At 54.9% G+C, this 25,619-nt stretch carries 25 protein-coding genes; 8 read left to right on the top strand and 17 right to left on the bottom strand.

Annotation, left to right across the window (positions count from 1 at the left end):
* Positions 1-7: 7 nt before the first annotated feature.
* Positions 8-1,657: a methyl-accepting chemotaxis protein gene (locus JZ655_RS01990; RefSeq protein WP_207292870.1), complete on the bottom strand. Its 1,650-nt coding sequence runs from the start codon at positions 1,655-1,657 to the stop codon at positions 8-10.
* A 243-nt stretch (positions 1,658-1,900) separates the two neighbouring features.
* On the opposite strand from JZ655_RS01990, the gene ytfE reads away from it, so the two are divergent.
* Positions 1,901-2,563 (top strand): iron-sulfur cluster repair protein YtfE, encoded by a 663-nt coding sequence (gene ytfE / locus JZ655_RS01985; protein WP_207292869.1) that lies wholly within the window; start codon positions 1,901-1,903, stop codon positions 2,561-2,563.
* Positions 2,564-2,625: 62 nt separating this feature from the next.
* Here the strand turns inward: ytfE and cycA are convergent, their stop codons facing one another.
* Together cycA and bamJ are read right to left on the bottom strand one after the other, a co-directional pair.
* A complete protein-coding gene (gene cycA, locus JZ655_RS01980; protein WP_040077479.1) occupies positions 2,626-4,035 on the bottom strand; it encodes a D-serine/D-alanine/glycine transporter in 1,410 nt (469 codons plus the stop codon).
* A 307-nt stretch (positions 4,036-4,342) separates the two neighbouring features.
* A complete protein-coding gene (bamJ, locus tag JZ655_RS01975) occupies positions 4,343-4,963 on the bottom strand; it encodes a BamJ family beta-barrel-assembly machinery protein (protein ID WP_040077480.1) in 621 nt (206 codons plus the stop codon).
* Positions 4,964-5,194: 231 nt separating this feature from the next.
* Here bamJ and JZ655_RS01970 point away from each other — a divergent pair, with 231 nt between their 5' ends.
* Positions 5,195-5,836, top strand: a complete 642-nt coding sequence (locus tag JZ655_RS01970) for a LysM-like peptidoglycan-binding domain-containing protein (protein ID WP_207292868.1) — start codon at positions 5,195-5,197, stop codon at positions 5,834-5,836.
* A gap of 42 nt (positions 5,837-5,878) precedes the next feature.
* On the opposite strand, the gene JZ655_RS01965 is transcribed toward JZ655_RS01970, so the two are convergent.
* The 5 genes from JZ655_RS01965 to rpsF all read right to left on the bottom strand — a co-directional run bounded on the left by JZ655_RS01965 (position 5,879) and on the right by rpsF (position 8,398).
* Positions 5,879-6,808 (bottom strand): DMT family transporter, encoded by a 930-nt coding sequence (locus JZ655_RS01965; RefSeq protein WP_207292867.1) that lies wholly within the window; start codon positions 6,806-6,808, stop codon positions 5,879-5,881.
* 150 nt (positions 6,809-6,958) lie between these two features.
* Positions 6,959-7,408: a 50S ribosomal protein L9 gene (gene rplI / locus JZ655_RS01960; protein WP_040077484.1), complete on the bottom strand. Its 450-nt coding sequence runs from the start codon at positions 7,406-7,408 to the stop codon at positions 6,959-6,961.
* A gap of 41 nt (positions 7,409-7,449) precedes the next feature.
* A complete protein-coding gene (gene rpsR, locus JZ655_RS01955; RefSeq protein WP_000135199.1) occupies positions 7,450-7,677 on the bottom strand; it encodes a 30S ribosomal protein S18 in 228 nt (75 codons plus the stop codon).
* A gap of 4 nt (positions 7,678-7,681) precedes the next feature.
* Complete coding sequence (priB, locus tag JZ655_RS01950) at positions 7,682-7,996, bottom strand: primosomal replication protein N (RefSeq protein WP_006178996.1); 315 nt, start codon at positions 7,994-7,996, stop codon at positions 7,682-7,684.
* A 6-nt stretch (positions 7,997-8,002) separates the two neighbouring features.
* A complete protein-coding gene (gene rpsF / locus JZ655_RS01945) occupies positions 8,003-8,398 on the bottom strand; it encodes a 30S ribosomal protein S6 (protein ID WP_040077485.1) in 396 nt (131 codons plus the stop codon).
* Positions 8,399-8,743: 345 nt separating this feature from the next.
* Between rpsF and yjfY the strand changes: the two genes are divergently transcribed.
* A complete protein-coding gene (yjfY, locus tag JZ655_RS01940; RefSeq protein WP_207292866.1) occupies positions 8,744-9,019 on the top strand; it encodes a DUF1471 family protein YjfY in 276 nt (91 codons plus the stop codon).
* Positions 9,020-9,149: 130 nt separating this feature from the next.
* Here the strand turns inward: yjfY and yjfP are convergent, their stop codons facing one another.
* Complete coding sequence (gene yjfP / locus JZ655_RS01935; protein WP_207292865.1) at positions 9,150-9,881, bottom strand: esterase; 732 nt, start codon at positions 9,879-9,881, stop codon at positions 9,150-9,152.
* 138 nt (positions 9,882-10,019) lie between these two features.
* Between yjfP and bsmA the strand changes: the two genes are divergently transcribed.
* The 3 genes from bsmA (at position 10,020) to JZ655_RS01920 (ending at position 12,870) form a co-directional block, all read left to right on the top strand.
* Complete coding sequence (bsmA, locus tag JZ655_RS01930; RefSeq protein ID WP_207292864.1) at positions 10,020-10,349, top strand: biofilm peroxide resistance protein BsmA; 330 nt, start codon at positions 10,020-10,022, stop codon at positions 10,347-10,349.
* A gap of 136 nt (positions 10,350-10,485) precedes the next feature.
* A complete protein-coding gene (yjfN, locus tag JZ655_RS01925) occupies positions 10,486-10,773 on the top strand; it encodes a DUF1471 family protease activator YjfN (RefSeq protein ID WP_046886395.1) in 288 nt (95 codons plus the stop codon).
* A 171-nt stretch (positions 10,774-10,944) separates the two neighbouring features.
* Entirely contained in the window at positions 10,945-12,870 is a 1,926-nt protein-coding gene (locus JZ655_RS01920; protein WP_207292863.1) for a methyl-accepting chemotaxis protein, read from the top strand.
* Between the two features lie 3 nt (positions 12,871-12,873).
* Here JZ655_RS01920 and JZ655_RS01915 read toward each other — a convergent pair whose 3' ends face one another.
* A complete protein-coding gene (locus JZ655_RS01915; protein ID WP_207292862.1) occupies positions 12,874-14,496 on the bottom strand; it encodes an isovaleryl-CoA dehydrogenase in 1,623 nt (540 codons plus the stop codon).
* Between the two features lie 193 nt (positions 14,497-14,689).
* Here JZ655_RS01915 and JZ655_RS01910 point away from each other — a divergent pair, with 193 nt between their 5' ends.
* Positions 14,690-15,979 (top strand): MFS transporter, encoded by a 1,290-nt coding sequence (locus JZ655_RS01910; protein WP_207292861.1) that lies wholly within the window; start codon positions 14,690-14,692, stop codon positions 15,977-15,979.
* 85 nt (positions 15,980-16,064) lie between these two features.
* Here JZ655_RS01910 and rlmB read toward each other — a convergent pair whose 3' ends face one another.
* The 4 genes from rlmB to JZ655_RS01890 all read right to left on the bottom strand — a co-directional run bounded on the left by rlmB (position 16,065) and on the right by JZ655_RS01890 (position 21,248).
* Positions 16,065-16,796, bottom strand: a complete 732-nt coding sequence (gene rlmB / locus JZ655_RS01905) for a 23S rRNA (guanosine(2251)-2'-O)-methyltransferase RlmB (protein ID WP_023334255.1) — start codon at positions 16,794-16,796, stop codon at positions 16,065-16,067.
* 64 nt (positions 16,797-16,860) lie between these two features.
* Entirely contained in the window at positions 16,861-19,302 is a 2,442-nt protein-coding gene (gene rnr / locus JZ655_RS01900; RefSeq protein WP_040077494.1) for a ribonuclease R, read from the bottom strand.
* A gap of 38 nt (positions 19,303-19,340) precedes the next feature.
* On the bottom strand, positions 19,341-19,766 hold the full coding sequence (gene nsrR / locus JZ655_RS01895; RefSeq protein ID WP_040077495.1) for a nitric oxide-sensing transcriptional repressor NsrR: 426 nt from the start codon (positions 19,764-19,766) through the stop codon (positions 19,341-19,343).
* Positions 19,767-19,949: 183 nt separating this feature from the next.
* On the bottom strand, positions 19,950-21,248 hold the full coding sequence (locus JZ655_RS01890) for an adenylosuccinate synthase (RefSeq protein WP_040077496.1): 1,299 nt from the start codon (positions 21,246-21,248) through the stop codon (positions 19,950-19,952).
* 347 nt (positions 21,249-21,595) lie between these two features.
* On the opposite strand from JZ655_RS01890, the gene JZ655_RS01885 reads away from it, so the two are divergent.
* Positions 21,596-21,904, top strand: a complete 309-nt coding sequence (locus JZ655_RS01885) for a hypothetical protein (RefSeq protein ID WP_046886517.1) — start codon at positions 21,596-21,598, stop codon at positions 21,902-21,904.
* Between the two features lie 68 nt (positions 21,905-21,972).
* Here JZ655_RS01885 and hflC read toward each other — a convergent pair whose 3' ends face one another.
* The 3 genes from hflC to hflX form a co-directional block, all read right to left on the bottom strand.
* Positions 21,973-22,971 carry a protease modulator HflC gene (gene hflC / locus JZ655_RS01880; RefSeq protein WP_046886390.1) on the bottom strand — a complete coding sequence of 333 codons (999 nt, stop codon included), beginning with the start codon at positions 22,969-22,971 and terminating at the stop codon, positions 21,973-21,975.
* 2 nt (positions 22,972-22,973) lie between these two features.
* Positions 22,974-24,227: an FtsH protease activity modulator HflK gene (hflK, locus tag JZ655_RS01875; protein ID WP_046886389.1), complete on the bottom strand. Its 1,254-nt coding sequence runs from the start codon at positions 24,225-24,227 to the stop codon at positions 22,974-22,976.
* Positions 24,228-24,291: 64 nt separating this feature from the next.
* A complete protein-coding gene (hflX, locus tag JZ655_RS01870; RefSeq protein WP_207292860.1) occupies positions 24,292-25,572 on the bottom strand; it encodes a ribosome rescue GTPase HflX in 1,281 nt (426 codons plus the stop codon).
* Positions 25,573-25,619 lie beyond the last annotated feature (47 nt).

The raw sequence follows: 25,619 nt of genomic DNA, 5'->3' as shown, positions 1-25,619 counted from the left end.
TTAGCGATTAAAAGGTTTCCCAGTTCGCTTCAGAAACCGTAGCAACCGGTTTTGCCTTCGGCGTAGCGGCTTTGGTGGCTGGGGTTTTCAGCGTCTGAACACGGGCGATTTTAAATACCGCCACGGCTTCGTTCAGGCGTGCGGCCTGTTCTTCCAGCGCGGCGGCGGCGGCGGCAGACTCCTCTACCAGCGAGGCGTTCTGCTGAGTCACGCGATCCATTTCGGCAACCGCCTGACCTACCTGGTCAATGCCACGGCTCTGCTCATCAGACGCCGAGGCGATTTCGCCCATAATGTCGGTGACGCGCGTCACGGCATTGACGATCTCCGCCATGGTCGTGCCGGCTTCATTGACTAACGCCGAGCCTGCGCTGACGCGCTCGCCAGAGTCATCGATCAGGGCTTTGATCTCTTTTGCTGCCTGAGCGCTACGGCTTGCCAGCGTACGTACTTCCCCGGCGACAACCGCAAAACCGCGACCCTGCTCACCTGCACGGGCGGCTTCTACCGCGGCGTTCAGGGCCAGGATATTGGTCTGGAACGCGATGCCGTCAATCACGTTGGTGATCTGCGCAATTTTGCTGGAGCTGGTGGCAATCTCATCCATGGTGCGCACCACGCCTTCCACCACGCTGCCGCCTTTTTTCGCGGTAGAGGAGGCGTCCAGTGCCAGTCGGGAAGCCTGACGAGCGTTGTCGGCGTTCTGCTTCACCGTTGCGGTCAGCTGTTCCATGCTGGCGGCGGTCTCTTCCAGAGAGGCAGCCTGCTGCTCAGTACGGGAAGAGAGATCGTTACTGCCCGCGGAGATTTCGCCCGCACCGGTATAGATGGTATCGGCACCTTCACGTACCACACCAACGGTGCGAGAGAGCGAGGTCTGCATCTCGTGTACATTGCGCGCCAGCACCGCCATCTCGTTTTTACCTGACGGATCGATAGACTGGGTCAAATCTCCCGCCGCAATGGCACGGATATGATCAATCACGTCCTGCAGCGGCAGCAACAGCACGCGGCGCATCGCAATCCAGCTGGAGATAATCGTCGCGATGACCAGCGCCATCATTGTAGAGAGGATCCACAGGATGCGCTTATAGTCGCTCTCGTTATCCTTAATTCCCTTGTCGGTAAGCGCGGCCTGCGCCTCACGCCATTCACGGTAGACTTTCTGCATCGCGGTTTGCTTCTGCTCCGCGTTTTGTTTGAACATCTCTTCCAGGTTGCCCTGCGCCAGCAGAACGTTCATCTGCGCCAGAGTCGCGGAGTAGATGCGGTACTGCTCTTCCAGCTGGCTGGACAGCTTGTCATCCAGACCCGGCGTTTCCGGCAACGCATAGTATTTGTCGTAATGGGCCTGGGCATCTGCCAGCAGATTTTTCGCTGTGCTGACCAGCTCATTCAGCTGCCCGCCGTTGATCTGCGTCGCTACGCTGCTTTGCAGACGGAGCATGCCGCGGTTCAGCGTCACGCGTGCCTGGTTGAGGCTGATCCACGCGTCAGTAAACTCTGCCACGTTCTGGCTGGAGACCTGAGAAACCGTGAAGTTTTCTTTATCGTTGTTCAGGGCATTGATAAAAATGCCCGCAGAGATCAGCTGTATGATCCCGAGTGCCAGCAGCACTGAAATCAGCAGGGTAATGACTTTTATTCGTTTAAACATGCGTAGCCTTTATATTTGCAGGTATTGTCTGGGAGGGTATATCGGCAACCTCCGCCGCTTATTTACGCTCTCCACGCCTTTAAAAAGTTTCTAAACTGGTTTCCTGCATTCATTCAAGGAGTTAAAACCGGTATTTTTTTGTGATCTAACTCTCTTTTTTACCCCTTCCTCTAAAGGGTTATAGCCTGCGATAAAAGATGTATTTAAAATGCACCTTATATTCCTGATGACGAGGTAACTTCCATGGCCTTCCGCGACCAACCTTTAGGTGAGCTTGCGCTCTCTATCCCACGCGCCTCGGCGCTGTTCCGTAAATATGATATGGATTACTGCTGTGGCGGTAAGCAAACGCTGGCGCGTGCCGCCTCCCGTAAGGCGCTGGACGTGGAGGTTATCGAGAGCGAGCTGGCGGAACTGGCCGAGCAGCCTGTCGATAAAAACTGGCGCAGCGCCCCGCTGGCAGAGATCATCGACCATATCATCGTGCGGTATCATGACCGCCATCGTGAACAGCTGCCGGAGTTGATTCTACAGGCGACCAAAGTAGAACGCGTGCATGCGGACAAAGCCTCTGTACCGCGCGGGCTGGCCAAATACCTGACCATGCTGCACCAGGAACTCTCCAGCCATATGATGAAAGAAGAGCAGATCCTCTTTCCGATGATTAAACAAGGGATGGGCAGCCAGGCGATGGGGCCAATCAGCGTGATGGAGAGCGAACACGATGAAGCCGGCGAGCTGCTGGAAGTGATCAAACACGCCACCAATAACGTTACGCCGCCTGCTGATGCCTGTACAACCTGGCGCGCCATGTACAACGGTATTAACGAAATGATTGACGATCTGATGGAGCACATCAGTCTGGAAAACAACGTCTTGTTCCCGCGTGCCCTCGCAGGCGAATAAAAAAGGCGCCTGAGAGCGCCTTGATAGAGTGTTTAGTTTGGCCACCCGCAGGTGGCCTTTTTTTAACGCACGCCTGCCATGCGTTTCTTGCCGATGAAAATCCAGCCCAGCCCCAGAACAATGAACCAAAGCGGCGTAACAATCAGCGCCTGGCGGGTATCATCTTCCAGCGTCAGCAATACCAGCACGAAGACAAAGAACGCCATACAGACCCAGCACATCAGTTTGCCCAGCGGCATCTTGTATTTGGAAGCGGCATGCAGCTCTGGACGCTGTTTGCGGTACACCAGGTACGAGCAGAGAATGATCGTCCAGACGAACATAAACAGAATCGCCGACACGGTGGTGATCATGGTGAAGGCGCCGATAACGCTTGGGTTCACATACAGCATGACCACGCCGCCCAGCAGGCAGATGCAGGAGAAGGTCAAGCCTTTCGCCGGCACAGCGCGTTTAGAGAGCTTAGCGAAGGCGCTCGGGGCCACCCCCTCCTGCGCCAGGCCGAACAGCATACGGCTGGTGGAGAAGACGCCGCTGTTCGCGGATGAGGCCGCAGAGGTCAGGACCACGAAGTTAATCAGGCTCGCCGCCGCCGGCAGACCCACCAGCACGAACAGTTCGACGAACGGGCTCTTGGTTGGCACCACTGAGCTCCACGGGGTGACCGACATAATCACGATCAGCGCGAATACGTAGAACATAATGATACGGATCGGAATAGAGTTGATCGCGCGCGGCAGGGATTTCTCCGGGTCTTTGGTCTCTGCGGCGGTGGTACCCACCAGCTCAATGCCCACAAAGGCGAAGACCGCTATCTGGAACCCTGCGAAGAAGCCGCTAATCCCTTTCGGGAACCAGCCGCCGTCATTCCACAGATGCGCGAAGGAGGCTTCAACGCCGGTTGGTGACTGGAAGTGCGTCAGCACCATCACCAGCCCGACCACGATCAGCGCCACGATGGCGACAATCTTGATCATCGCAAACCAGAACTCCATCTCACCGAACATCTTCACGGTCGCGAGGTTCAGCCCCAGCAGCAGCACAATCACCGCCAGCGAGGCGACCCAGTCCGACAGGCCGGGGAACCAGAACTGCGCATAGGCCGTGATGGCGACCACATCTGCCATGCCGGTAACAACCCAGCAGAACCAGTAAGTCCAACCGGTAAAATAGCCCGCCCACGGCCCTAACAGGTCGGAAGCGAAGTCACTAAAAGATTTGTACTCAAGGTTCGAGAGCAGCAATTCGCCCATCGCACGCATCACAAAAAACAGCATGAAACCGATGATCATATAGACAAAGATGATCGACGGCCCGGCAAGACTGATGGTTTTACCGGAGCCCATAAACAGCCCGGTACCAATAGCACCACCAATGGCAATAAGCTGTATATGACGGTTTGTAAGATTTCGCCGAAGCGATTGTTCAGTCGATGCCTCTTCTGTAGCAATGACTTTTGCCTGATCTACCATGTAATTTTCCTGTATTGCCTGTCTGTGTTGTTTAGGCTCTTCTGGCCTTTTATTGCGTCAAAATGCGACGACCCCTTGTTAAGGACTCATCGATATTAGGTAAGATTCGGCGGGATGAATACTATGATTTAGATATTATGTTAATAATATGTTGAAAGTGAGTGTCATATCACTCATACAGCGCGAAACAGCTCACAAAAATACACTCAAAATTCGCGTTTGCAACATTAAATGTTGATTAAGTTCTAACTATAGGTTTTTACGCTATTTTCCCCTCCCGCGGAGGGAGAGGAAAAACGCATGACGATTACAGGATTTCCAGTAACTCGACTTCGAAGACCAGGGTGCTGAATGGCGGAATAGACGCGCCTGCGCCACGCTCACCATAGGCCAGGTTCTGCGGAATAGTCAGTTCCCATTTAGAACCTACCGGCATCAGGGTCAGCGCTTCAATCCAGCCTGGGATCACGCCGTTAACCGGGAATTCAGCCGGTTCACCACGAGCAACGGAGCTGTCGAAAACGGTGCCGTCGATCAGTTTACCGGTGTAGTGAACGCGAACGTGGTTAGTACGTGCCGGGATAGCGCCTTCGCCCTGGGTGATAACACGGAACTGCAGGCCGGATTCGGTGCTGTTCACGCCTTCACGCTGGCTGTTCTCTTGCAGGTACTTCTCGCCTTCTGCCGCCATCTCTTCGAAACGTGCACGACGTACGGCATCAGCACGCTCGTGGATTTCGCGCAGCGCACGGTGCACCACATCTACCGGCACGGCAGGCTGCTTGCCTTCCAGCGCGTCGGCAATACCCGCCACCAGCGCTTCAGGTAACAGTCCTTCCAGACCAGATTCGCTCAACTGCTGGCCTACCTGCAAACCGATACCGTAGCTCGCCTGCGCTTCGATTGTGTCAAAAGTCGGGGTGGTCATGGGTTTTCCTTCCATCACATTTAAAGTAGCAGGCAGCATAGCAGCCACGCTCCGACGGGTAAAACTTTGTCTTAAGTAAAGATGACAAATCGCGGCGAAACAGAAACAATAGCGTGAATCAGGATTATTCCCGAATGTGTGTCACGGAAGCCCACTTTGCTACGCCCTTCAGGCAGTTAGCAAACTATACTTCCCGGAACAGGATTAAAGACGCGGAGCAGGAGGAGAGCCATGCCCGGGCGATTTGAACTGAAACCTACCCTGGCGAGGATCTGGCATGCGCCGGACGATCTTCGCCTCATGGACCCGCTGCCGCCGATGCACCGTCGGGGCATCATACTCGGCCTGCTGCTGATGATTATCGGGTTCCTGCTGCCCTCCGGTGACAATGGCGATACAACGCCGGTGAGCCGGGACGCACAGCTTGATATGCAGTCGCAATCGCAACCTCAGTCGGAGAGCCAGCCGATGCAAACTCAGCTGGTGACGCCGTCGAACGATCCGGGGCTGGTCGCACCGGCAGAGCCCGAGCCGATTCAGGAAGAACAGCCGCAGGAGCAGGCGGCAGCGCCGGCGACCTCTCAGCCGCAGCAGGCGACCGGCATTGATCAGCAGTGGCGCAGCTACCGGATAGAGCCGGGTAAAACCCTGGCGCAGCTATTCCGCGACCATAATTTACCGCCAACCGATGTCTATTCCATGGCACAGGTAGAGGGGGCAGGTAAGCCGCTGAGTAACCTGCAGAATGGTCAGATGGTACAGATTCGTCAGAACGCCAGCGGCGTGGTGACAGGGCTGACGATTGACGCAGGGAATGGCCAGCAAGTGCTGTTTACCCGCCAGCCGGACGGCTCGTTTTTACGTGTGAAATAACGCCTCAGGCCGGGCGCAATTCGCCGCCCGGCCGCCAGCGCCTTATGCGCTACGCTTGTTGACCCACCAGATCCCCGAACAGACCAGCACCAGCGCCACGGCGTATTTGATCTCCAGGATATTCTCTCCAAGGAACAGAGCTGAGAGCAACGTCCCGGCCACCGGCACCACAAAGTTAAAGGGGGCGATCATACTGACGCGGTTCACCTTCAGCAGCACGCTCCAGAGCGCAAAGGCGACCGAGGAGAGCAAGGTTAAATATCCCAGAATCGCCAGCGCACTGAAGCTGTGTAACTCCAGCGTACCGCCCGTCGCATACCCTCCCGCTAACAAAACCGCGCCGCCGATCGCCAGCTGCCAGCCAGTCATTACCGTCGGATCCACGGTTTGTGAGATGCGTTTGCCATACAGCGTGGCGGCGGAGAGGATAAAGGCGGCCAGCACGACAAAACCATCACCGTGCCAGACGAAGCTAAAATCCTGCAGGCCGCTACTGAAGTTCACCAGCATCACCCCGGCAAAACCCAGGATACAGCCGAGCGTCTTGTTATAGCTGAGTTTATCGTTGTGGTAGATAAAGTGCGCCAGCAGCACGCTAAAGAAAGTGCCGGTGGCGTTCATGATCGAGCCTTTAACACCGGTGGTGAACGCCAGCCCTACGTAAAAGAAGATGTACTGAATGGTGGTCTGCGTCAGGCCAAGCAGAGAGAGCTGTCCAAACTGGCGTGGGCTCAGGCGGGCGATCGGTTTGCGCTGCGCCAGCGCAAAGAGCAACAGCAGCAGGCCAGCAAAGAGAAAACGATAGCCAGCGAACACCACCTTAGAGGGGATATCGTCGGTCGCAATCTGGAAGAGTTCATAGCCGCTTTTAATGGCCGGGTAGGAGCTTCCCCACAGCAGACAGCAGAGGGTCGCGCAGGCATAGGCAACATTTTTGCGGGCAAAGACGGGCGTGGGCAGAGGGGTATTCATGACAGATCTCATAAATAAAATGGCGTTTCATTTTATTATCTGAGAATGCGCAGAGAATAGCGACCCTTAAAGCGCTAAAGCGTGGTACGTGACGCTAAAAAGCAAAACGCCGGCACAAGGCCGGCGCTTCGACGTGAGCAGAGTAAAAAATTACTCAGCTACTACGTTAACAACCAGTTTAGCGAATACTTCGCTGTGAACCTGGAAGTCAACTTCGTGCTCACCAGTGGTACGCAGAACGCCGTTCGGCAGACGAACTTCGCTCTTAGCCACTTTAACGCCTGCTGCAGAAACTGCATCAGCGATATCGCGGGTACCGATGGAACCGAACAGTTTACCTTCGTCGCCAGCTTTAGACGCGATGGTAACGGTGCCCAGTGCGTTGATTTCTTCAGCGCGAGCGTTAGCAGCCGCCAGAACGTCAGCCAGTTTGGCTTCCAGTTCAGCACGACGTGCTTCGAAAAACTCTACGTTTTTCTTGGTAGCTGGAACAGCTTTACCCTGTGGAACCAGGAAGTTACGAGCGTAGCCCGCTTTAACATTTACCTGATCACCCAGGCTGCCCAGGTTTGCTACTTTATCAAGCAGAATAACTTGCATTACCTTATCCTCTTAAAGTCGTATTAATGGACCGTGCCCGATTACTGATGACGATCAGTGTACGGCAGCAGGGACAGGTAGCGAGCGCGTTTGATAGCGCGAGCCAGCTGGCGCTGGTATTTTGCACGAGTACCGGTGATACGGCTTGGGACAATCTTACCGCTTTCGGTGATGTAGTTTTTCAGCGTTGCGATATCTTTATAGTCGATCTCTTGAACGCCTTCCGCGGTGAAACGGCAGAACTTGCGACGACGGAAATAACGTGCCATATGGCTAGTCTCCAGAATCTATCAAATCAATCTGCTCGGCATGCAGAACCATCTTGCTCAGGCCGTTCTTTGCCTTGTGGCAAGAGATGAACCCCTGAACGGTTACTGCGCTACCGACCGTTATACTGTGAGTAATGGCCTGGTTTTCGTGTCCGCTAATAATAACGGGCATTTGGCACCACGCCTGCCGGTGAAAACCGGCTTCCTCCTGCACTGAACGATGCTCAAGCACGAACTGGCAGTGAGGAATTCCTGATGGGCTGACCTTACGAAGGGGGGTCCTGCACACGGTACCGGACAACACCAGACGGTTGGTCATCAGAAATTACTCTTCAGAATCCCCAGCATCAGAATCATCTGCGGTTTCGTTTGCGAAATCATCGCGACGCTCACGGCGCTCGTCTTTCGCTTTAACCATCGGAGATGCTTCGGTCACTGCGTTTTTGGTACGCATAACCATGCTGCGGATAACGGCATCGTTGAAGCGGAAGTTAGTTTCCAGCTCATCGATCGCTTCCTGCGGAGCTTCAACGTTCAGCAGAACGTAGTGAGCTTTGTGCAGTTTGTTGATCGGATAAGCCAGCTGACGGCGGCCCCAGTCTTCCAGACGGTGGATCTTGCCTTCTGCTGCAGTGATTGCACCAGTGTAGCGTTCGATCATACCCGGAACCTGTTCGCTCTGGTCAGGATGGACCATAAAAACGATTTCGTAATGACGCATCGAATTGCTCCTTACGGATTATTCAGCCTCCTGTCTGGGTCAGCCGAGGCCCGGGGAGGCAAGGAACGTGTTAAAGGTCGGCTGAAAAATTGACGCGTCATAATACTTGCGACCCCCGCTAAACACAAGGTGATTGCACAAATAATTCGCACAAAGGGCAAAGCGGGTCTAAGTGGGTGATTTAACATTGAACAGCCTCGATTGCGGTGTTTTTTTGAACAACAGCATCAGAAATGGTCGTCAATGCCCCCCGCAGAAGAGATTACACTTTAATCAAACCTCAACCGAGGATCAGAAGGAGAGAGAAACAACCGATTCACAGCATGTCGTCGTGGAGCGCATATCATGAAAAAGATCACTGTAGCGGTTCTGGCTGCGCTTTTGCTGAGTGCAAACGCCATGGCAGCCATTCAGATCGACGGCCGACAGGCCAGAAACATGGATGATGTGCAGAGCTTAGGCGTGATTTATATCAACCATAACTTCGCCACTGAAAGTGAAGCAGATCAAGCCCTTAATCAAGAGGCCGATGTGCAGAATGCCCGCTATTATCACGTCATACTTACCCGGGAGCCGGGCAGCAACGGGAATATGCACGCCAGCGCAGACATCTATCAGTAATGCATTAACGCTAGCACCAGGAAAGCCAACAACGAGAATAACGTCATCCTTTCATTCGCCCCCGGTTCGGGGGCTTTTTTTATTTTTATCCTTGATACGTATTCAGGCCGTGCTTACTGCTTCGTCAGACTCAGAGGTGCGTTTCAAAGAACCTGACGGTGGCATCCAGCGCCGTGGGCGTGATGCGATGACGGACACCTGCCTCCCACAGGCAGGTGAGGTTGCCATCCAGTCCATCGCGCTGTAAGGCTTGCTGTAAACGAAACGTCTCCGTCGCCGGCACGACATCGTCCGCCTCGCCGTGCCACAGCAGCAGTGGGCGGTCTGCCAGCCGGGGCAGCGCCCGGGTCACTTCCCAGTGGGCTAATGGCGCCAGCACGGCCTCCCGAGTCTGTTCATCCTGCGGTGGAAAGAGCGAGTGGGCAAGCGTGGTGAAGTACCCCGATCCCATCAGGCTGGCCACGCATTTCACCTCCGGATGGCGGGTCATAATGCCCAGCGCCGTCATCCCGCCCATCGACGCTCCCGCCACGGCCAGACGGTCGCCAGCGACCCACCCGGTCTGACAGATCGTGTCACGTAACCCGCTGAACTCGGTAAGACTGCCGTGCAAAATGGACCAGAACTTCCCTAACCGCGCCTGCTCATCGCCGTTAAACCGTGCGCCATGCTCCGGGGCATCAGGCATCACTACGCGAAACCCTGCCTGCGCCAGTGCCACGGCAAAGTAGCTGTACACCAGCTTAGAGGAGGTAAAACCATGATAAAAAATGATCGTCGGCAAAGGCTGTTCACCTAACCCTGCCGGAAAAGCCTGTAAAATTTCATAATCTCCAGGCTGTTCTGTTTTAACTTCAATCATTGAGGATCCTTTACTCGGGGGGTGATTCATAATGTTGAGAAGTGGATTACGCTTTCACACCATTTTCATTCGAAATTTACGTTACAGATAACAGTTTGGGAACATTCCCCCAAAATGAAATTACCGGGCATCTACACTATGGCTATCAGGAAACTAGATAGGGTTATGCGAAAGTTTGTCGCTTTATTGCTGGTGTTGCTGTCATGCGGCTGTAGCGTGTTACAAGGCACGCCCCAACCCGCTCCGCCAGTGGCTGACCACCCCCAGGAAATTCGCCGTAATCAAACGGAAGGATTACAGCGTATGGGAACCATCACCGCCCTTGAGCGCGGTTCGCCGATGGATGTGGAAAATGCAATTAAAGCCCAGGCCGCCGCAGCGAAAGCAGATTATTACGTCATCATCCTCGTCGATGAAACCGTTATTACGGGACAATGGTATTCGCAGGCCATTTTGTATCGTAAATAACTGAAGGTATTTAAACGACATTTACACTGCTTTGCGTCCATAGACGTTTTCCTGTCCACAATAAACTCCGTGACTGTGACAATGGAAGTGAGTTTATTTGCGAAGGATTGCCCGGCGGATACCGGGGACACGTAGAATGGAGCTAACGATGAAACGAACTCTTGCTTTATCCTCACTGTTGCTCTCAGCAGGGCTGTTGAGCACGACGGCACAGTCGGCGGATTTTGCCAGCGCAGATTGTGTGACAGGACTGAATGAAATTGGGTTGATCTCCGTGAATGATATTTCCGGAAGCCAGCAGGACGTCGAACGTGTCATCGCCCTGAAAGCCGATGAGCAAGGCGCGTCCTGGTATCGAATCATCCGGATGCAGGAAGATGTTCATGTTGATCGCTGGCGGGTACAAGCCATTCTGTACGCGTGATAAAGTCTTTGAAAAGCCACTAAAAATTAGTGCCTTTTCAATATTTACAAATCAGTTATCCTTGTCGTTACTACATTGAGACGTTTCCGTAACATGCTGTTACATCTTCCCCGTAAATGTTAGCCCTGCCCTGCCGTTGAAGAGCCATACCTTTTCAATGCTGAGCAATTTATGATCACTTTTTTTCGCCGTGCAGGCCTTGGCACAAAGCTATCGCTGCTTACCGGCCTGAGTGTTGCCACACTCTTTTTGCTGTTCACTTTTCTCCTGAGTTACAACACCAGTAAAAAACTCGAAATCTTAGCTGTTGAAGATCTGCATAACCAGGCCACGGGCGTGGTGGATATGGTGCAGATGTTTAATACCAGCCTCACTGAAGAGGTGGAGAGCTATACCCGCCTGTTCACAACTTTTCTGCCCCAGCCGCTGAACATTGATGCCAGCCAGAGCCGCACCATTAACGGCCTGAACGTGCCGCTGCTAAAGGGTGGTGAGTCCGAGCTGCATGAAAACAACGCGACGCCGGATGATTTCCTTGCGCGCACGGGGGCTATCTCTACCCTGTTTGTCCGCAGCGGAAATGATTTTGTGCGCGTGGCGACCTCGCTGCGTAAAGAGAATGGCGACAGAGCGATGGGTACGGTGCTGGATGTTGCCAGTCCGGCCTATGCTGCGGTAACCAAAGGTGAGGTCTATCGCGGCCTGGCCCTGCTCTTCGGAAAGCGCTATATCACGCAGTATCAACCGGTGAAGGGTGCCGATGGACAAGTGATCGCTATCCTCTTCGTCGGAGTCGATATCACGCACTCCTGGAACGTCATGCGCGAAAAGATCCTCAGCCGCCGCCTGGGCGAGAGTGGTCATTTCTTCGTCCTGGATCGTAGTAATGGCAAGAACCATGGCCAATATCTCTTCCATAGCACCAATGAGGGGAAATTGCCGGAGTGGGATAATGGCATCCAACAGCAACTGCTGGGCGATCAATCTGGCACCCTGGAGCGCCAGAGTGCCGATGGACGCACCCTGATTATGGCCTGGAACCCACTACCGGGCTGGAACTGGACGATTGTAGGTGAAGTGGACAAGCGCGTGCTGCTGGCCAGCGTCACGACCCTGCGTAATCAGTTTTTAATCGCTGGTGTTGTCCTTTCCGCCCTGTTCGCCCTGCTGTTCGTGATGATTATTCGCCGCTGGCTCTCGCGTCCACTTCGCGATGTGATTGGCCTGGCAGAGCAATATGCCGCCGGGGATCTGCGCGCTACGCTTCCCGCCACGCGACAGGATGAGGTCGGCCAGCTGATCGCGGCCATCAACGGCATCGGCGGCGGGTTACAAAAAATCGTACGCCAGGTAAGGGAAGCCGCAGGAGAGATCCACCAGGGCACTACTGCGCTGGCTTCTGATACCGGTGAGATCTCTGAGCAGATCAACAAGCAGGCCAGCAGCGTAGAAGAAACGTCCGCCAGCATGGAACAGCTGGCCGCCACCGTGCAGCAAAACGCCGCCAATATGGAACAGACTCAGCAACTGGTGGGTGAAACGTCACGCGCGGTGCATCAGGGCGGCGAGACCGTCAGCAACGCCGTCTCAACCATGGATGATATTCGCGACGCATCGAAACGTATCGAAGCTATTACCCACGTGATTGAGAGCATCGCCTTCCAGACCAATATCCTGGCGCTAAATGCGGCCGTAGAAGCGGCTCGTGCGGGGGAACATGGCAAAGGCTTTGCGGTTGTCGCGCAGGAAGTGCGTGCCCTGGCGGCACGTAGCGCCAACGCCGTGAAGGAGATCGAGCAGTTGATTGGCGATACGCTCAGTAAAGTGAGCGAAGGGCATGCGCTTTCAGAACAGACCCGCCAGGCGATGGAGAGCATCATTACGCATATCGACAACATCAACCAGCTGGTCACCGAGATCAATCACGCCTCCCATGAGCAGTCAGCAGGGATTGGCCAGGTGAACCTGGCGATGACCCATATCGGCGAAGCATCCCATATCAACGCCGATCGCGTCTCGCGCAGCGAACAGACGGCCCAGACCCTGCGGGAAAAGGGCTCACACCTCAGCGAGCTGGTGAGTCTGTTCCGTCTGTAGTTATCAGGCCACACCGCCCGTGGCGCGTAAGAGCAGGTCGTCCTGAACCTGCTCGCTGAGCAGGGAGCCACCACGGGCATCGAGCATTTCACGGCACCATGCCTGCGCGATGGGCGGCGAGGTATGGCGCAACATCTGTGCCCCTGCGCCCAGCATGAAGATCTGCCGGGTTATCTCCCTGCCCTGCGCCTCCTGCGGTTTGCGTAGACGTTGCTGAAGCTGGCGCCAGCTACGATCGAAATGGCGATCTTGCCCTTTTACTTCAGCAAAATCGTCGGCCAGCAGATCCATGACGCCAGGCTGTTTTGCCAGCACGCGCAAAACATCCAGGCACATGATATTTCCCGACCCTTCCCAGATACTGTTAACCGGCATCTCGCGATAAATGCGCGGCAGCTCGCTCTCTTCGCAATAGCTGATACCGCCCAGCACCTCCATCGCCTCTGCCACGAAGGGAATGCCCGCCTTGCAGACGCTGAATTTTGCCGCCGGGGTAAATAACCTTGCCCACAGCGCTTCCTGCTCATCGCTGCGGCGATCCCATGCCCGTGCCAGACGGAACAATAGCGCCGTCTGCCCTTCGAGCTGCAACGCCATCCGGTTGAGTCCATCCCGCATCAGAGGCTGATTTATTAGCGTCTTGCCAAAGGTCTGGCGTTGATGGGCGTGATAGAGCGCCACCGACAGGGCGCGGCGCATCAAACCGTGACTACCCAGCGCACAATCAAAGCGAGTCAGGCCGCCCATCTTCAGGATCTGGCGAATCCCCTCACCTTCTTCTCCCAGCAGCCAGCCGGTGGCATCCAGCATTTCGGCTTCAGTGCTGGCGTTTGAACGATTACCGAGCTTCTCTTTCAGCCGTTCCAGCCGCACGTGGTTACGCAGCCCGTCAGGTAAAAAGCGCGGTACAAAAAAACAGGACAGGCCCCCTTTCGCCTGGGCTAACACCAGATGGGCATCGCTTTGCGGTACCGAGAAGAACCATTTATGACCCACCAGCCGATAGCTACCGTCGCTGCACTTTTCCGCCCGGGTAGTGTTACTCAGCACATCTGAGCCGCCCTGCTTCTCCGTCATTCCCATGCCTATCAGCAGGCCGCGCTTCTGGTTACCCGGCGCCAGATGAGGGTCGTAGCGATCGCTCATCAACGGGTTTAGCCAGTCGTGAAAAGCGTTCGGCAGGCTCTGCTGCAATAGCGGCGTGGCGGCGAAGGTCATGGTGATGGGGCACAGGGTCCCAGCTTCTACCTGTGCATGCAGAATAAAACGTGCCGCCCGGGCCACAAACGCGCCCCGCCGCGCGTCCTCTTCCCACGCCAGGTTATGCACCCGGTTGGCGCACAGCCCCTGCATGAGCAAATGCCAGGCGGGATGGAAACGCACATCATCCAGCCGTGCCCCGGTGGCGTCGTAGCGGAGCAGTTCCGGTGGATTGGCGTTAGCCAGCCTCCCTAGCTCCAGCGACTCTGCCGTGCCCAGCTGCTGGCCGATACTGGCGAGCAGTTCCCCATCCCACTCCGCCCCCTCCCGGTTCACCGCCTCGCACAGGGCGCGATCTGAAAGAAACAGGTTGCTATTACTCAGCGGCGAAGGCTGATTAAAAACGGTATGCGTCTGCCAGTGCATTGTGTCTCCCTCCTTCAATGGCAAGTGAGGCTAAGTATGGACAGAGCTGGCCGCGGCTGCATGGGAGGAGGGTCACAAGGCAAGGAGATCGTTGAAATCATTCGTGAATCAGCTCACATAACGTACGAATAAACTATTTCAAACCGCGATTTATATAGAATAATTTATTCCCACCTTCCAGAAGAGAGTGATTATGCACGCTTCACAACATACGCCGGACGCACATAAACGTGCATTGATTGCCGGTTCTATTGGCAATTTTATCGAATGGTACGAATTCGCGGTCTATGGTTTCCTGGCGACGGTCATCGCGAAAAACTTCTTTCAACTGGAGGGGGAAAGCGGGCTGACGAGCCTAATCCTTACCTATGCCTCTTTCGCCATCGCCTTTTTCTTCCGCCCGCTGGGCGCGGTGGTTTTTGGACGCCTTGGCGATCGTATCGGACGTAAACCTACGCTGATCATCGTTTTAATTATGATGACCCTGGCGACGGCGGCCATCGGCCTGGTGCCGGTGTATGCCAGTATCGGCATTGCCGCACCGCTGATCATTACCGGGCTGCGCATTCTGCAAGGGCTGTTTGCGGGTGGCGAATATGGCGGCGCGGTGTCGCTGATGACCGAGTTTGCCCCTCGTGGCAAGCGTGGGCTGTACGGTGCCTGGCAGTCGTTTACCGTTGCGCTGGGTCTGCTGGCGGGGGCCGGTATTGTGGCGCTGCTGTCGGCGCTACTTACGCCCGAGGCGTTGTACGACTGGGGCTGGCGGATCCCGTTCTTTATCGCCCTGCCGCTGGGTGCCGTCGCGTTATGCCTGCGGGTCAGCATGGAAGAGACGCCAAGCTTTGTGAAGCAGCAGGCGCAGGCGGAGGTACAGCAGGCTGAAACCGGCGCCACGCTAAAAGCCATTGTCATGGGGATTGGTCGTGTGATGGTCTGGTCGGCGGCGGGATATACCTATCTGGTGATTATGCCCGCTTATCTGCAGTCCGCTCTGCATACGGGCTTTAACCAGGCGCTGTTGATTGCGGTGATTTCGAATATTGGCTTTGCCCTGACCATTATCCCGGCTGGGATGCTGAGCGACCGGGTTGGCCGCCGGACGGTAATGGTGGTTGCCACCGTGCTGTTACTGCTTCTCGCCCTGCCACTACTTAAGATTTTGCAGGCGGAGTCCAGCACGCTGGTGGTGAAAGCTCTCGTGGTGCTGATTGCGGGCGGCCTGGTGGGCATGCTGGCAGGACCGGGGCCGGCCATGCTCTCTGAGATGTTCCCGACCCGCGTTCGCTATACGGGGCTCGGTCTGGCCTACTCGCTGTCGAATGCGATTTTTTCGGGCTGCGCCGGGTTGATCATTACCGGGCTGATTAAAGAGACGGGGAACCTGGATATTCCGGCTTACTACGTGATGGCAACGGCGGTGGTGAGTATCGCGGCTCTCATGACGCTCAGGAAGGATGACCACTTGCGGTCATTGGAGGAGTGAGGTGATCACTGTCTGATGCCCTCCCGCCCTTACAGGGAAAGGGAAAAAACACGCAAGGCCGTCCCCAGGACGGCCTTGCTGTTTATTACCCGCGTTGACGTACCGCTTCAAACAGGCAGATGCCCGTCGCAACGGAGACGTTCAGTGACGACACGCTACCCGCCATCGGAATGCTGATCAGCTCATCGCAATGCTCGCGCGTTAAACGGCGCATGCCTTCCCCTTCTGCACCCATCACCAGCGCCAGACGGCCCGTCATTTTGCTCTGATAGAGCGTATGGTCGGCTTCACCGGCAGTGCCCACGATCCAGATGTTCTCTTCCTGCAGCAGACGCATGGTGCGTGCAAGGTTGGTTACGCGGATCAGCGGCACATTCTCAGCCGCGCCACAGGCTACTTTCTTGGCCGTGGCGTTCAACTGTGCTGAACGATCTTTGGGAACGATCACCGCATGCACGCCCGCCGCATCGGCACTACGCAGGCAAGCGCCCAGGTTATGGGGATCGGTGACGCCATCGAGGATCAGGAAGAACGGATTATCCAGCTCGGCGATCAGATCCGGCAGATCGTTCTCCTGATACTGCCGACCCGGTTTCACGCGGGCGATAATGCCCTGATGCACCGCACCCTCGCTTTTCTCATCCAGGAACTGACGGTTCGCCAGCTGGATCACCACGCCCTGTGCTTCCAGGGCATGAATCAGCGGCATCAGACGTTTATCTTCACGTCCTTTCAGAATAAAAACTTCCTGAAAACGCTCCGGTGCGCGCTCCAGCAAGGCTTGCACCGCGTGGATGCCGTAAATCATTTCACTCATTGATGGTTCTCGTAATGTACATTTCCCCTCTCCGCAGAGGGAGAGGGTCAGGATGAGGGGAATATTACTCCGCCTGCTTTTTCTTCGCTGCGCGCTTCGCTTTGGTCGCAGCAGCTATTTTCTGCGTCTTCGCGGAAGGCTTCTTCTCTGAACGCGCCTCTTTCTTTGCCGCTTTTGGCTTCTGTTTTTTCTCACCACGGAAGGCACTATCAGGCTCGAAGTTCACACGCTTACCGGCCTGACGGCGTTTACCGCCTGCTTTGCCATTTCCGCCTTTTTTCGCCTTCTCACGCTCGGTTTTACCCACATTGCGTGGCGCGCGTTCGCTGGAGATCAAGCTGAAGTCGATTTTACGCTCGTCCATATTAACGGCTTCAACTTTCACTTCAACGCGATCGCCAAGGCGATAGGTCTGGCCGCCGGATTCGCCAATCAAACGCTGGCCTACCTGATCGAAACGGTAGTAGTCATTGTCCAGACTGGAGACATGCACCAGGCCATCAATGAACAGCTCATCCAGTCGGACAAAGAAGCCAAAGCCAGTCACGCTGGCAATTACCCCTTTAAAGACGTTGCCCACCTGATCCAGCATGAAATCACATTTCAGCCAGTCAGAGACCTCACGGGTCGCTTCATCGGCACGGCGCTCCGTCATAGAACAGTGCTGCCCCAGCTGCAGCATCTCTTCCAGGGAATAGTGATAGCCACCGGTTTCAGTGGTCTTGCCTTTGTGACCCTGCTCCTGCGCCAGCAGATACTTAATGGCGCGGTGTAGCGAAAGATCCGGATAACGGCGAATCGGCGAGGTGAAGTGCGCATATGACTGCAGCGCCAGGCCGAAGTGTCCCCGGTTTTCTGGGTCGTAGATCGCCTGTTTCATCGAGCGCAGCAGCATGGTTTGCAGCATCTCGGCATCCGGACGATCGCTGATGGATTCAAGCAGTTCCGCATAATCGCGCGGCTCTGGTTTATTGCCGCCCGGCAGCTCAAGGCCCAGCTCTGCCAGCACGGTACGGAAAGAGGTGATCGCTTCCGTCGTTGGCTTATCATGAATTCGGAACAGCGCAGGCTCTTTCGCTTTCTCAACAAAACGTGCAGCCGAGATGTTAGCGAGGATCATGCACTCTTCAATCAGTTTGTGCGCATCGTTACGCTGAGTCTGCTCAATACGCTCGATACGGCGCTCGGCATTGAAGATGAATTTAGCTTCTTCACTTTCAAATGAGATACCGCCGCGCTCTTCACGAGCCTGATCCAGGGTTTTATAGAGGTTATGAAGCTCTTCAATATGCTTCACCAGCGGCGCGTACTGCTGGCGCAGCTCCTGGTCGCCCTGCAGCATATGCCAGACCTTGGTGTAGGTCAGACGTGCGTGCGAGCTCATCACCGCTTCGTAGAATTTGTAGCCTGTCAGGCGCCCCTTCGTGGAGATGGTCATCTCACAGACCATGCACAGACGGTCAACTTGCGGGTTCAGCGAGCAGAGACCGTTTGAGAGGACTTCCGGCAGCATCGGGACCACTTGCGACGGGAAATAGACCGACGTACCGCGGCCACGCGCTTCGTTATCCAGTGGCGTATTCGGCCGGACGTAGTAGCTTACGTCCGCGATAGCGACCCATAAACGCCAGCCGCCACCCCGTTTTTTCTCACAGTAGACGGCATCATCGAAGTCGCGGGCATCTTCACCATCGATAGTGACCAGCGGCAGGTCGCGCAGATCGACGCGTCCAGCCTTGGCCTCTTCTGGCACCTGTTCTTTCAGGTCTTTGATCTGCTCTTCAACGGCGGTTGGCCAGACGTAAGGGATCTCATGGGTGCGCAGCGCCATATCAACGGCCATGCCGGTACCCATGTTATCGCCCAGCACTTCAACAATTTTACCTACCGCTTTGGTACGGCGGGTTGGACGCTGGGTAAGTTCAACCACCACCACAAAGCCCATGCGCGCGCCCATCACCTCTTCCGGCGGGATCAGAATGTCAAAGCTCAGGCGGCTGTCATCGGGTACGACAAAGCCCACGCCCGCATCGGTAAAGTAACGGCCTACGATCTGACTGGTTTTTGGTACCAGCACGCGCACTACGCGCGCTTCCCGGCGGCCTTTACGGTCTGCACCCAGCGGTTGCGCCAGGATTTGATCGCCATGAATACACATCTTCATCTGTTCAGATGAGAGATAGAGATCATCTTTGCGGCCTTCAACGCGCAAGAACCCGAAGCCGTCGCGGTGGCCAATCACCACCCCTTTCAGCAGATCGAGACGTTCAGGCAGTGCGTAGCACTGGCGCCGCGTAAAGACCAGTTGCCCGTCACGCTCCATGGCGCGCAGGCGGCGGCGAAGAGCCTCTATTTGCTCTTCACCTTCAATATTGAGTTCAACGGCAAGTTCTTCACGATTGGCGGGTTTTTCGCGTTTAGTTAAGTGTTCAATGATGAACTCGCGGCTGGGGATAGGATTCGCGTATTTTTCGGCTTCGCGTTCCTGGAAAGGATCTTGTGACATTTCGGTTCCTCCGTTGTCATCTCCGGTGGATATTCTCTTCATTCCACCAGCAATAATTTATAAAGCGGTTGATTCTCTTCAACCAAATCGGCCAGCGTGTAGTTATCCAGTTCCTTGAGAAAACTTTGCACGGCCGTAGAAAGAGCCTGTTTCAGGCGACAAGCGGGTGTGATATGGCAGAACGCGCTGCTGCAGTTCACCAGCGACAAAGGCTCCAGCTCTCGTACCACATCCCCAACACGAATACTCTGTGCCGGTTTGCCGAGGCGGATCCCGCCATTTTTCCCGCGGACGGCAGCAACATATCCGGCACGGCTAAGTTGATTGATTATTTTGACCATATGATTACGGGACACGCCGTAGACCTCTGTCACCTCAGAGATACTGGTCATCTGTCCTTCGGGTAATGACGCCATATAGATCAGCGCACGTAATCCGTAATCGGTGAAACTTGTTAACTGCACATCAACCTCAGGAAAAGGGCAAAACGCGGTATAACCGCAGAGATATTCACTATTGATGATAAACCAGCCAGATGGTAAGCGGCTAATTTATTTAAACTGAAGCGGGGTGAAAAGCGGGAAAGAGGGGACAAAAACCGGGGTTGCAAGCCTGCAGGTTACCCAACAGGCTTGCAGAAACGCGTCTTATGCGTCGAACGGATCGCGCAGAATCATCGTTTCACTACGATCCGGGCCGGTAGAGATAATATCGATCGGCACTTCGGTCAGTTCTTCAATACGCTTGATGTAGTCCAGCGCTGCTTGTGGCAGGCCGCTACGCTCTTTCACGCCGAAGGTGGTTTCGGACCAGCCCGGCATGGTTTCGTAAATTGGCTCAATGCCTTCCCAGTCATCTGCCGCCAGCGGCGTGGTGGTCACTTCGCGGCCATCTGGCATGCGGTAGCCCACACAGATTTTAACCTCTTTCAGGCCGTCCAGGACGTCCAGTTTGGTCAGGCAGAAGCCAGAAAGGGAGTTGATCTGTACTGCACGACGCACTGCAACAGCGTCCAGCCAGCCGGTACGACGACGACGACCAGTGGTCGCGCCAAACTCGTTACCCTGCTTGCAAAGGAACTCGCCGGTTTCATCAAACAGCTCGGTCGGGAACGGACCTGCACCCACGCGAGTGGAGTAAGCTTTGATGATCCCCAGAACGTAATCCACATAACGCGGACCCAGGCCAGAACCGGTCGCCACGCCACCTGCGGTGGTGTTAGAGGAGGTGACGTACGGATAGGTACCGTGGTCGATATCCAGCAGCGTACCCTGTGCGCCTTCGAACATCACGAAGTCGCCACGTTTACGCGCCTGATCCAGCAGATCGGAGACATCAACAACCATACCGGTCAGGATGTCGGCAATCGCCATCACGTCGTCGAGCACTTTCTGATAGTCAACAGCGTCAGCTTTATAGAAATTCACCAGCTGGAAGTTGTGATATTCCATCACCTCTTTCAGCTTTTCAGCGAAGGTGGCTTTGTCAAACAGGTCGCCAACGCGCAGACCGCGACGGGCTACTTTGTCTTCGTAGGCTGGACCGATACCACGACCAGTAGTACCAATCGCTTTCGCACCACGTGCTTTCTCACGTGCCACATCCAGCGCGACATGATAGTCGAGGATCAGCGGACATGCTTCAGAGAGGAGAAGGCGCTCACGCACCGGGATACCACGGTCTTCCAGGCCTTTCATCTCTTTCATCAGGGCAGCAGGAGACAGCACAACACCGTTACCGATGATGCTGGTCACATTGTCACGAAGAATGCCTGATGGAATAAGATGGAGGACGGTTTTTTCACCGTTGATTACGAGAGTATGACCTGCGTTGTGACCGCCCTGGTAGCGTACAACATATTTAGCGCGTTCAGTCAGGAGATCAACGATCTTCCCTTTACCTTCGTCACCCCATTGGGTGCCCAGTACGACGACGTTGTTACCCATTTTTCAAAATCACCGTTTGCTTAAAAATGGATTCTACCATCGGTTTTGTTGATGTTCAGCTTTTTTTGTATACAAATTTCGGCGATATGGGCCGATTTGCAGAGAGTTAAACGATTACCTCAATATGTTGTGTAATCAGCTGGCTTTGATCACTAGTCAGCCTCAGGCGCATCGTATTGTCCTGTGTCTCTGTGCGGCTATTTCATCTGTGACCGCCGTAATATGTGATTCAAGATGTGAAATAAAATTCATAATCTCATCGTATTGCTGGATATTTTAAAAGTTGTCACCATCCCTCATGCGCAACCGGAGGGTCGCGTAATAACAACATAATTAGGATGATTATCATGAAAGAATTAACCGTAATGGAGCTCGAACTCGTTAGCGGCGCAGGCTGGCTGCAAGATGGTCTGGCAACGCTGGGCGGGCAATTTGGCACCGCATTGTGGTCAACGGCCAGCGATATGCTCAACGTTGATCTGCCGCTGATCGGTAGAGTCAATCTGGGTATTTTTGCGCCGGATCTGGGTACAGAAGTGGGAACGTCTCTGGGTTCAACCATTGGCGGTTTTATCGAAACTTCGTTGTCAGCACTGCCTAAAACAGGTTCTTTCTTCACAAAGCTCTTCAGAGCTAACGTTAGCCCTACCGCTTAAGATTTAACCTTAAGCAAAAATGGCGCCTCAATGAGGCGCCATTTTTATTTCATCAGCTGCTGAACCTGTTAGTTTGCAGCCGGTGATTTCATATACCGGAAGAAATCGCTATCCGGGCTCAGAACCATAACGTCCTGGTTGCTCTTAAAGCTGTTTTCGTAAGCACGCAGGCTACGGATAAAGGCGTAGAAGTCTGGATCCTGACTAAACGCATCCGCAAACAGCTTCGCCGCTTCGGCATCGCCTTCACCGCGCTGAATACGGCCCTGACGTTCTGCTTCAGCCAGGGTTTTGGTGACTTCATAGTCTGCGGCTGCGCGCAGCTTTTCAGCCTCTTCCTGACCCTGTGAACGGTGACGACGGGCGACCGCTTCACGCTCAGCACGCATACGGTTGTAGATAGCCTCAGAGACTTCGGTCGGCAGGTTGATCTGCTTAATACGCACATCCACCACCTCGATACCCAGCGCAGCCATACTGTTCGGGTTGATCACCGGCACATTGCCGTTGGTTTCAGCCTGAACGCGCTCAGCGGCTTTGGCAATCGCGTCATCCGCCGCCGGGGTTTCTACTTCATCTTCGGTGCCTGCAGAGCCGGAGTTCAGCGCATCGCGCACTTCCGAGGTCAAACGACCACGGGAGTCGGTCACGATGTCTTTCACATCCAGACGACCAATCTCAGAACGCAGACGGTCAGAGAACTTACGTTTCAGCAGCACTTCCGCCTGGGAGACGTCACCGCCGCCGGTGGCCAGGAAGTAACGACTGAAGTCGCTGATACGCCATTTGATATAGGAATCAACGATCAGGTCTTTTTTCTCTTTCGTCACGAAGCGATCGGCCTGGTTATCCATGGTCTGGATACGCGCATCAAGCGTCTTAACGGACTGAATGAAAGGCACCTTGAAGTGCAGACCTGGCTCATAGATCAGTGGCTTTTTGTCGCCGTCGCGCACAACGCTGCTGAACTGGAACTTGATCCCACGCTCGCCCTCTTTCACGACGAAGATAGAGGTATAAAGCACGACCAGCACGATGACAATGATCGCAATAACTGACTTACGCATCGTTATTCCCCCTGACGCTGGTAGTCGTTACGCTGCGCGTTAGCACGGCGTTGGTCCATGATGTCACCCTCGTTCGTAGAGGTTGTATTCGCACTGGAATTACCTGATGAAGACGGTGGCAGACGTAGCATGCTGTTTGCACCGCTATTGCTATCTTTCGCCGCAGGCGCGTTACCGCCCTTCAGCATCTGATCCAGCGGCAGAACCATGAGGTTGCCACCTTTGTTATCATTAACCAGCACTTTACGGGTATGGCTCAGCACTTTCTCCATGGTCTCAATATAGAGACGCTCACGGGTAATTTCCGGTGCAGCTTTATACTCCGGCAAAATCTTCGCGAAACGAGCCACTTCACCCTGAGCTTCAAGGATGGTCTGGGTCTTGTACGCGCGAGCCTCTTCCAGAATACGCTGTGCCTGGCCGTTAGCACGCGGCTGAACTTCGTTGGTGTACGCTTCAGCTTCACGGATGTACTGCTGTTCGTTTTCACGAGCGGCAATCGCATCGTCAAACGCCGCTTTCACCTCTTCCGGCGGACGCGCAGCCTGGAAGTTGACGTCCAGCAGGGTGATACCCATGTTGTAAGGACGGATGGTCTCTTCCAGCTCACGCTGGGTATCGCTACGAATAACGGTACGACCTTCGGTCAGAATGCGGTCCATGGTGTATTTTCCGATAACGCCACGCAGAGCGCTGTCGGTCGCCTGACGCAGACTGTCGTCGGGGCTGGTGACGCTAAACAGGTAGTTCTTCGGATCGGTCACGCGGTACTGCACGTTCATCTCAACGCGCACCACGTTTTCGTCAGATGTCAGCATCACGCCAGAGGCTGCCAGCTCACGCACCGATTCAACGTTCACCGCAGTGACGTTATCAATAAAGGTGGGTTTCCAGTTCAGGCCCGGCTCAACCAGATGGCTGAACTTACCAAAACGGGTAACCACGCCACGCTCCGCTTCTTTAATGGTGTAGAACCCGCTGGCTGCCCAGATGATTACCGCAGCGGCGGCAACAATCCCGACCACACGGCCACCCATATGAGGACGCGGCCCCTGACCAGTACCGCCGCCAGTGCCTTTACCGCCGCCAAGACCACCGAGCTTTTTGCTCAGCTTGCGGAAGATATCATCCAGATCCGGCGGCCCCTGCTCGCGACCACCTTTGTTGCCATTTCCCCCAGAGTTGCCGCCTTGATTATTGCTGCTTCCCCACGGGTCGCGGTCTTGTCCGTTATTACCGGGCTGATTCCACGCCATGTATATGCTCCATATTTGTTATGCAAGGGCGAATTTTTTCAGGCCTTGTGTAAACCTTTTCTGGTCAGACGACGTAGTCCACCAGCGCAGGTTCTTGTTTGCAGAGGCGACGCCAGTCAACGATCGGCATACGCACCTGCATCCCCACGCTGCCGTCATCCTCCATCCACTCTTTTTCTATCGCCTGAAGCTGATAAAAACGGCTGCGCAGTCGGCCTTCCTGTGGCGGGAGGCGCAGCGTATGCTGAGCCACCTCACCGGAGAGACGTTCTGTTAAAGCCTGGAAAAGCAGTGGCACACCAACACCGGTCTGGGCAGAAAGCCAGACCCGAATCGGCTTATTCTCTTCATCACGGTCAATACGGGGCTCGAAGTCATCCAGCATGTCGATCTTATTCATCACCAGCAGCGATGGGATCTCATGCGCGTCTATCTCTTCAAGCACGGTATTAACTGCATCGATGTTTTCCTGCACGCGGACATCCGCGCCATCAATTATGTGCAGTAGCAGGGTCGCCTGACGCGTCTCCTGCAGGGTGGCTTTAAACGCCGCCACCAGGTCGTGTGGCAAATGACGGATAAACCCTACGGTATCCGCCAGTACGGTTTCCCCCACATCCGCCACGTTAATGCGGCGCAGCGTTGGGTCCAGGGTCGCAAAAAGTTGGTCTGCGGCGTAAACCTGGGCCTCGGTGATCTGGTTAAACAGGGTGGATTTACCGGCGTTGGTATAACCGACAAGCGAAACCGTTGGGATATCGGCTTTCATTCGGGAACGTCGCCCCTGCTCACGCTGCTTCTCGACTCTTTCCAGCCGTGAGAGGATCTGGGTTATACGGCCACGCAATAAGCGACGGTCGGTTTCGAGCTGGGTTTCACCCGGGCCACGCAAACCGATCCCGCCTTTCTGTCTTTCAAGGTGTGTCCAGCCGCGCACCAGACGCGTGGCCAGGTGGCGCAACTGCGCCAGCTCAACCTGCAATTTCCCTTCATGGGTACGTGCACGTTGGGCAAAGATGTCTAAAATCAAACCCGTACGGTCGATAACACGGCATTCGCACAGGCGCTCCAGGTTACGTTCCTGGGCTGGGGTCAGGGCGTGATCAAAAAGCACGACTGAAGCACCAGTCGCTTTTACGGCATCCGCAATCTCAACTGCTTTACCTTCACCAACAAAATACTTTGGGTGCGGCGCTTTACGGCTACCGGTAATCACCTGCATTGCTTCGACACCGGCGGAAGAGACCAGAGATTCAAACTCCTGGAGGTCTTCCATATCTTTGTCTTGCGAAAAATAGATGTGTACCAGCACCGCCTGCTCACCGGCATCATAACGGTCAAACAAGCGTAAACCCCTTAAAAAAGATCAGCGGGGAACACAGAAAACCTGGC

Source organism: Leclercia pneumoniae (assembly GCF_017348915.1).
GTDB classification, from domain to species: Bacteria; Pseudomonadota; Gammaproteobacteria; order Enterobacterales; family Enterobacteriaceae; genus Enterobacter; species Enterobacter pneumoniae.
This window is presented reverse-complemented; position numbering and strand designations above follow the sequence as displayed.

What these genes read in the sequence shown, in the direction of transcription:
- JZ655_RS01990 (WP_207292870.1), bottom strand. Translation starts at nt 1,657, where the DNA reads ATGTTTAAACGAATAAAAGTCATTACCCTGCTGATTTCAGTGCTGCTG.
- ytfE (WP_207292869.1), top strand. Translation starts at nt 1,901, where the DNA reads ATGGCCTTCCGCGACCAACCTTTAGGTGAGCTTGCGCTCTCTATCCCA.
- cycA (WP_040077479.1), bottom strand. Translation starts at nt 4,035, where the DNA reads ATGGTAGATCAGGCAAAAGTCATTGCTACAGAAGAGGCATCGACTGAA.
- bamJ (WP_040077480.1), bottom strand. Translation starts at nt 4,963, where the DNA reads ATGACCACCCCGACTTTTGACACAATCGAAGCGCAGGCGAGCTACGGT.
- JZ655_RS01970 (WP_207292868.1), top strand. Translation starts at nt 5,195, where the DNA reads ATGCCCGGGCGATTTGAACTGAAACCTACCCTGGCGAGGATCTGGCAT.
- JZ655_RS01965 (WP_207292867.1), bottom strand. Translation starts at nt 6,808, where the DNA reads ATGAATACCCCTCTGCCCACGCCCGTCTTTGCCCGCAAAAATGTTGCC.
- rplI (WP_040077484.1), bottom strand. Translation starts at nt 7,408, where the DNA reads ATGCAAGTTATTCTGCTTGATAAAGTAGCAAACCTGGGCAGCCTGGGT.
- rpsR (WP_000135199.1), bottom strand. Translation starts at nt 7,677, where the DNA reads ATGGCACGTTATTTCCGTCGTCGCAAGTTCTGCCGTTTCACCGCGGAA.
- priB (WP_006178996.1), bottom strand. Translation starts at nt 7,996, where the DNA reads ATGACCAACCGTCTGGTGTTGTCCGGTACCGTGTGCAGGACCCCCCTT.
- rpsF (WP_040077485.1), bottom strand. Translation starts at nt 8,398, where the DNA reads ATGCGTCATTACGAAATCGTTTTTATGGTCCATCCTGACCAGAGCGAA.
- yjfY (WP_207292866.1), top strand. Translation starts at nt 8,744, where the DNA reads ATGAAAAAGATCACTGTAGCGGTTCTGGCTGCGCTTTTGCTGAGTGCA.
- yjfP (WP_207292865.1), bottom strand. Translation starts at nt 9,881, where the DNA reads ATGATTGAAGTTAAAACAGAACAGCCTGGAGATTATGAAATTTTACAG.
- bsmA (WP_207292864.1), top strand. Translation starts at nt 10,020, where the DNA reads ATGGCTATCAGGAAACTAGATAGGGTTATGCGAAAGTTTGTCGCTTTA.
- yjfN (WP_046886395.1), top strand. Translation starts at nt 10,486, where the DNA reads ATGGAGCTAACGATGAAACGAACTCTTGCTTTATCCTCACTGTTGCTC.
- JZ655_RS01920 (WP_207292863.1), top strand. Translation starts at nt 10,945, where the DNA reads ATGATCACTTTTTTTCGCCGTGCAGGCCTTGGCACAAAGCTATCGCTG.
- JZ655_RS01915 (WP_207292862.1), bottom strand. Translation starts at nt 14,496, where the DNA reads ATGCACTGGCAGACGCATACCGTTTTTAATCAGCCTTCGCCGCTGAGT.
- JZ655_RS01910 (WP_207292861.1), top strand. Translation starts at nt 14,690, where the DNA reads ATGCACGCTTCACAACATACGCCGGACGCACATAAACGTGCATTGATT.
- rlmB (WP_023334255.1), bottom strand. Translation starts at nt 16,796, where the DNA reads ATGAGTGAAATGATTTACGGCATCCACGCGGTGCAAGCCTTGCTGGAG.
- rnr (WP_040077494.1), bottom strand. Translation starts at nt 19,302, where the DNA reads ATGTCACAAGATCCTTTCCAGGAACGCGAAGCCGAAAAATACGCGAAT.
- JZ655_RS01890 (WP_040077496.1), bottom strand. Translation starts at nt 21,248, where the DNA reads ATGGGTAACAACGTCGTCGTACTGGGCACCCAATGGGGTGACGAAGGT.
- JZ655_RS01885 (WP_046886517.1), top strand. Translation starts at nt 21,596, where the DNA reads ATGAAAGAATTAACCGTAATGGAGCTCGAACTCGTTAGCGGCGCAGGC.
- hflC (WP_046886390.1), bottom strand. Translation starts at nt 22,971, where the DNA reads ATGCGTAAGTCAGTTATTGCGATCATTGTCATCGTGCTGGTCGTGCTT.
- hflK (WP_046886389.1), bottom strand. Translation starts at nt 24,227, where the DNA reads ATGGCGTGGAATCAGCCCGGTAATAACGGACAAGACCGCGACCCGTGG.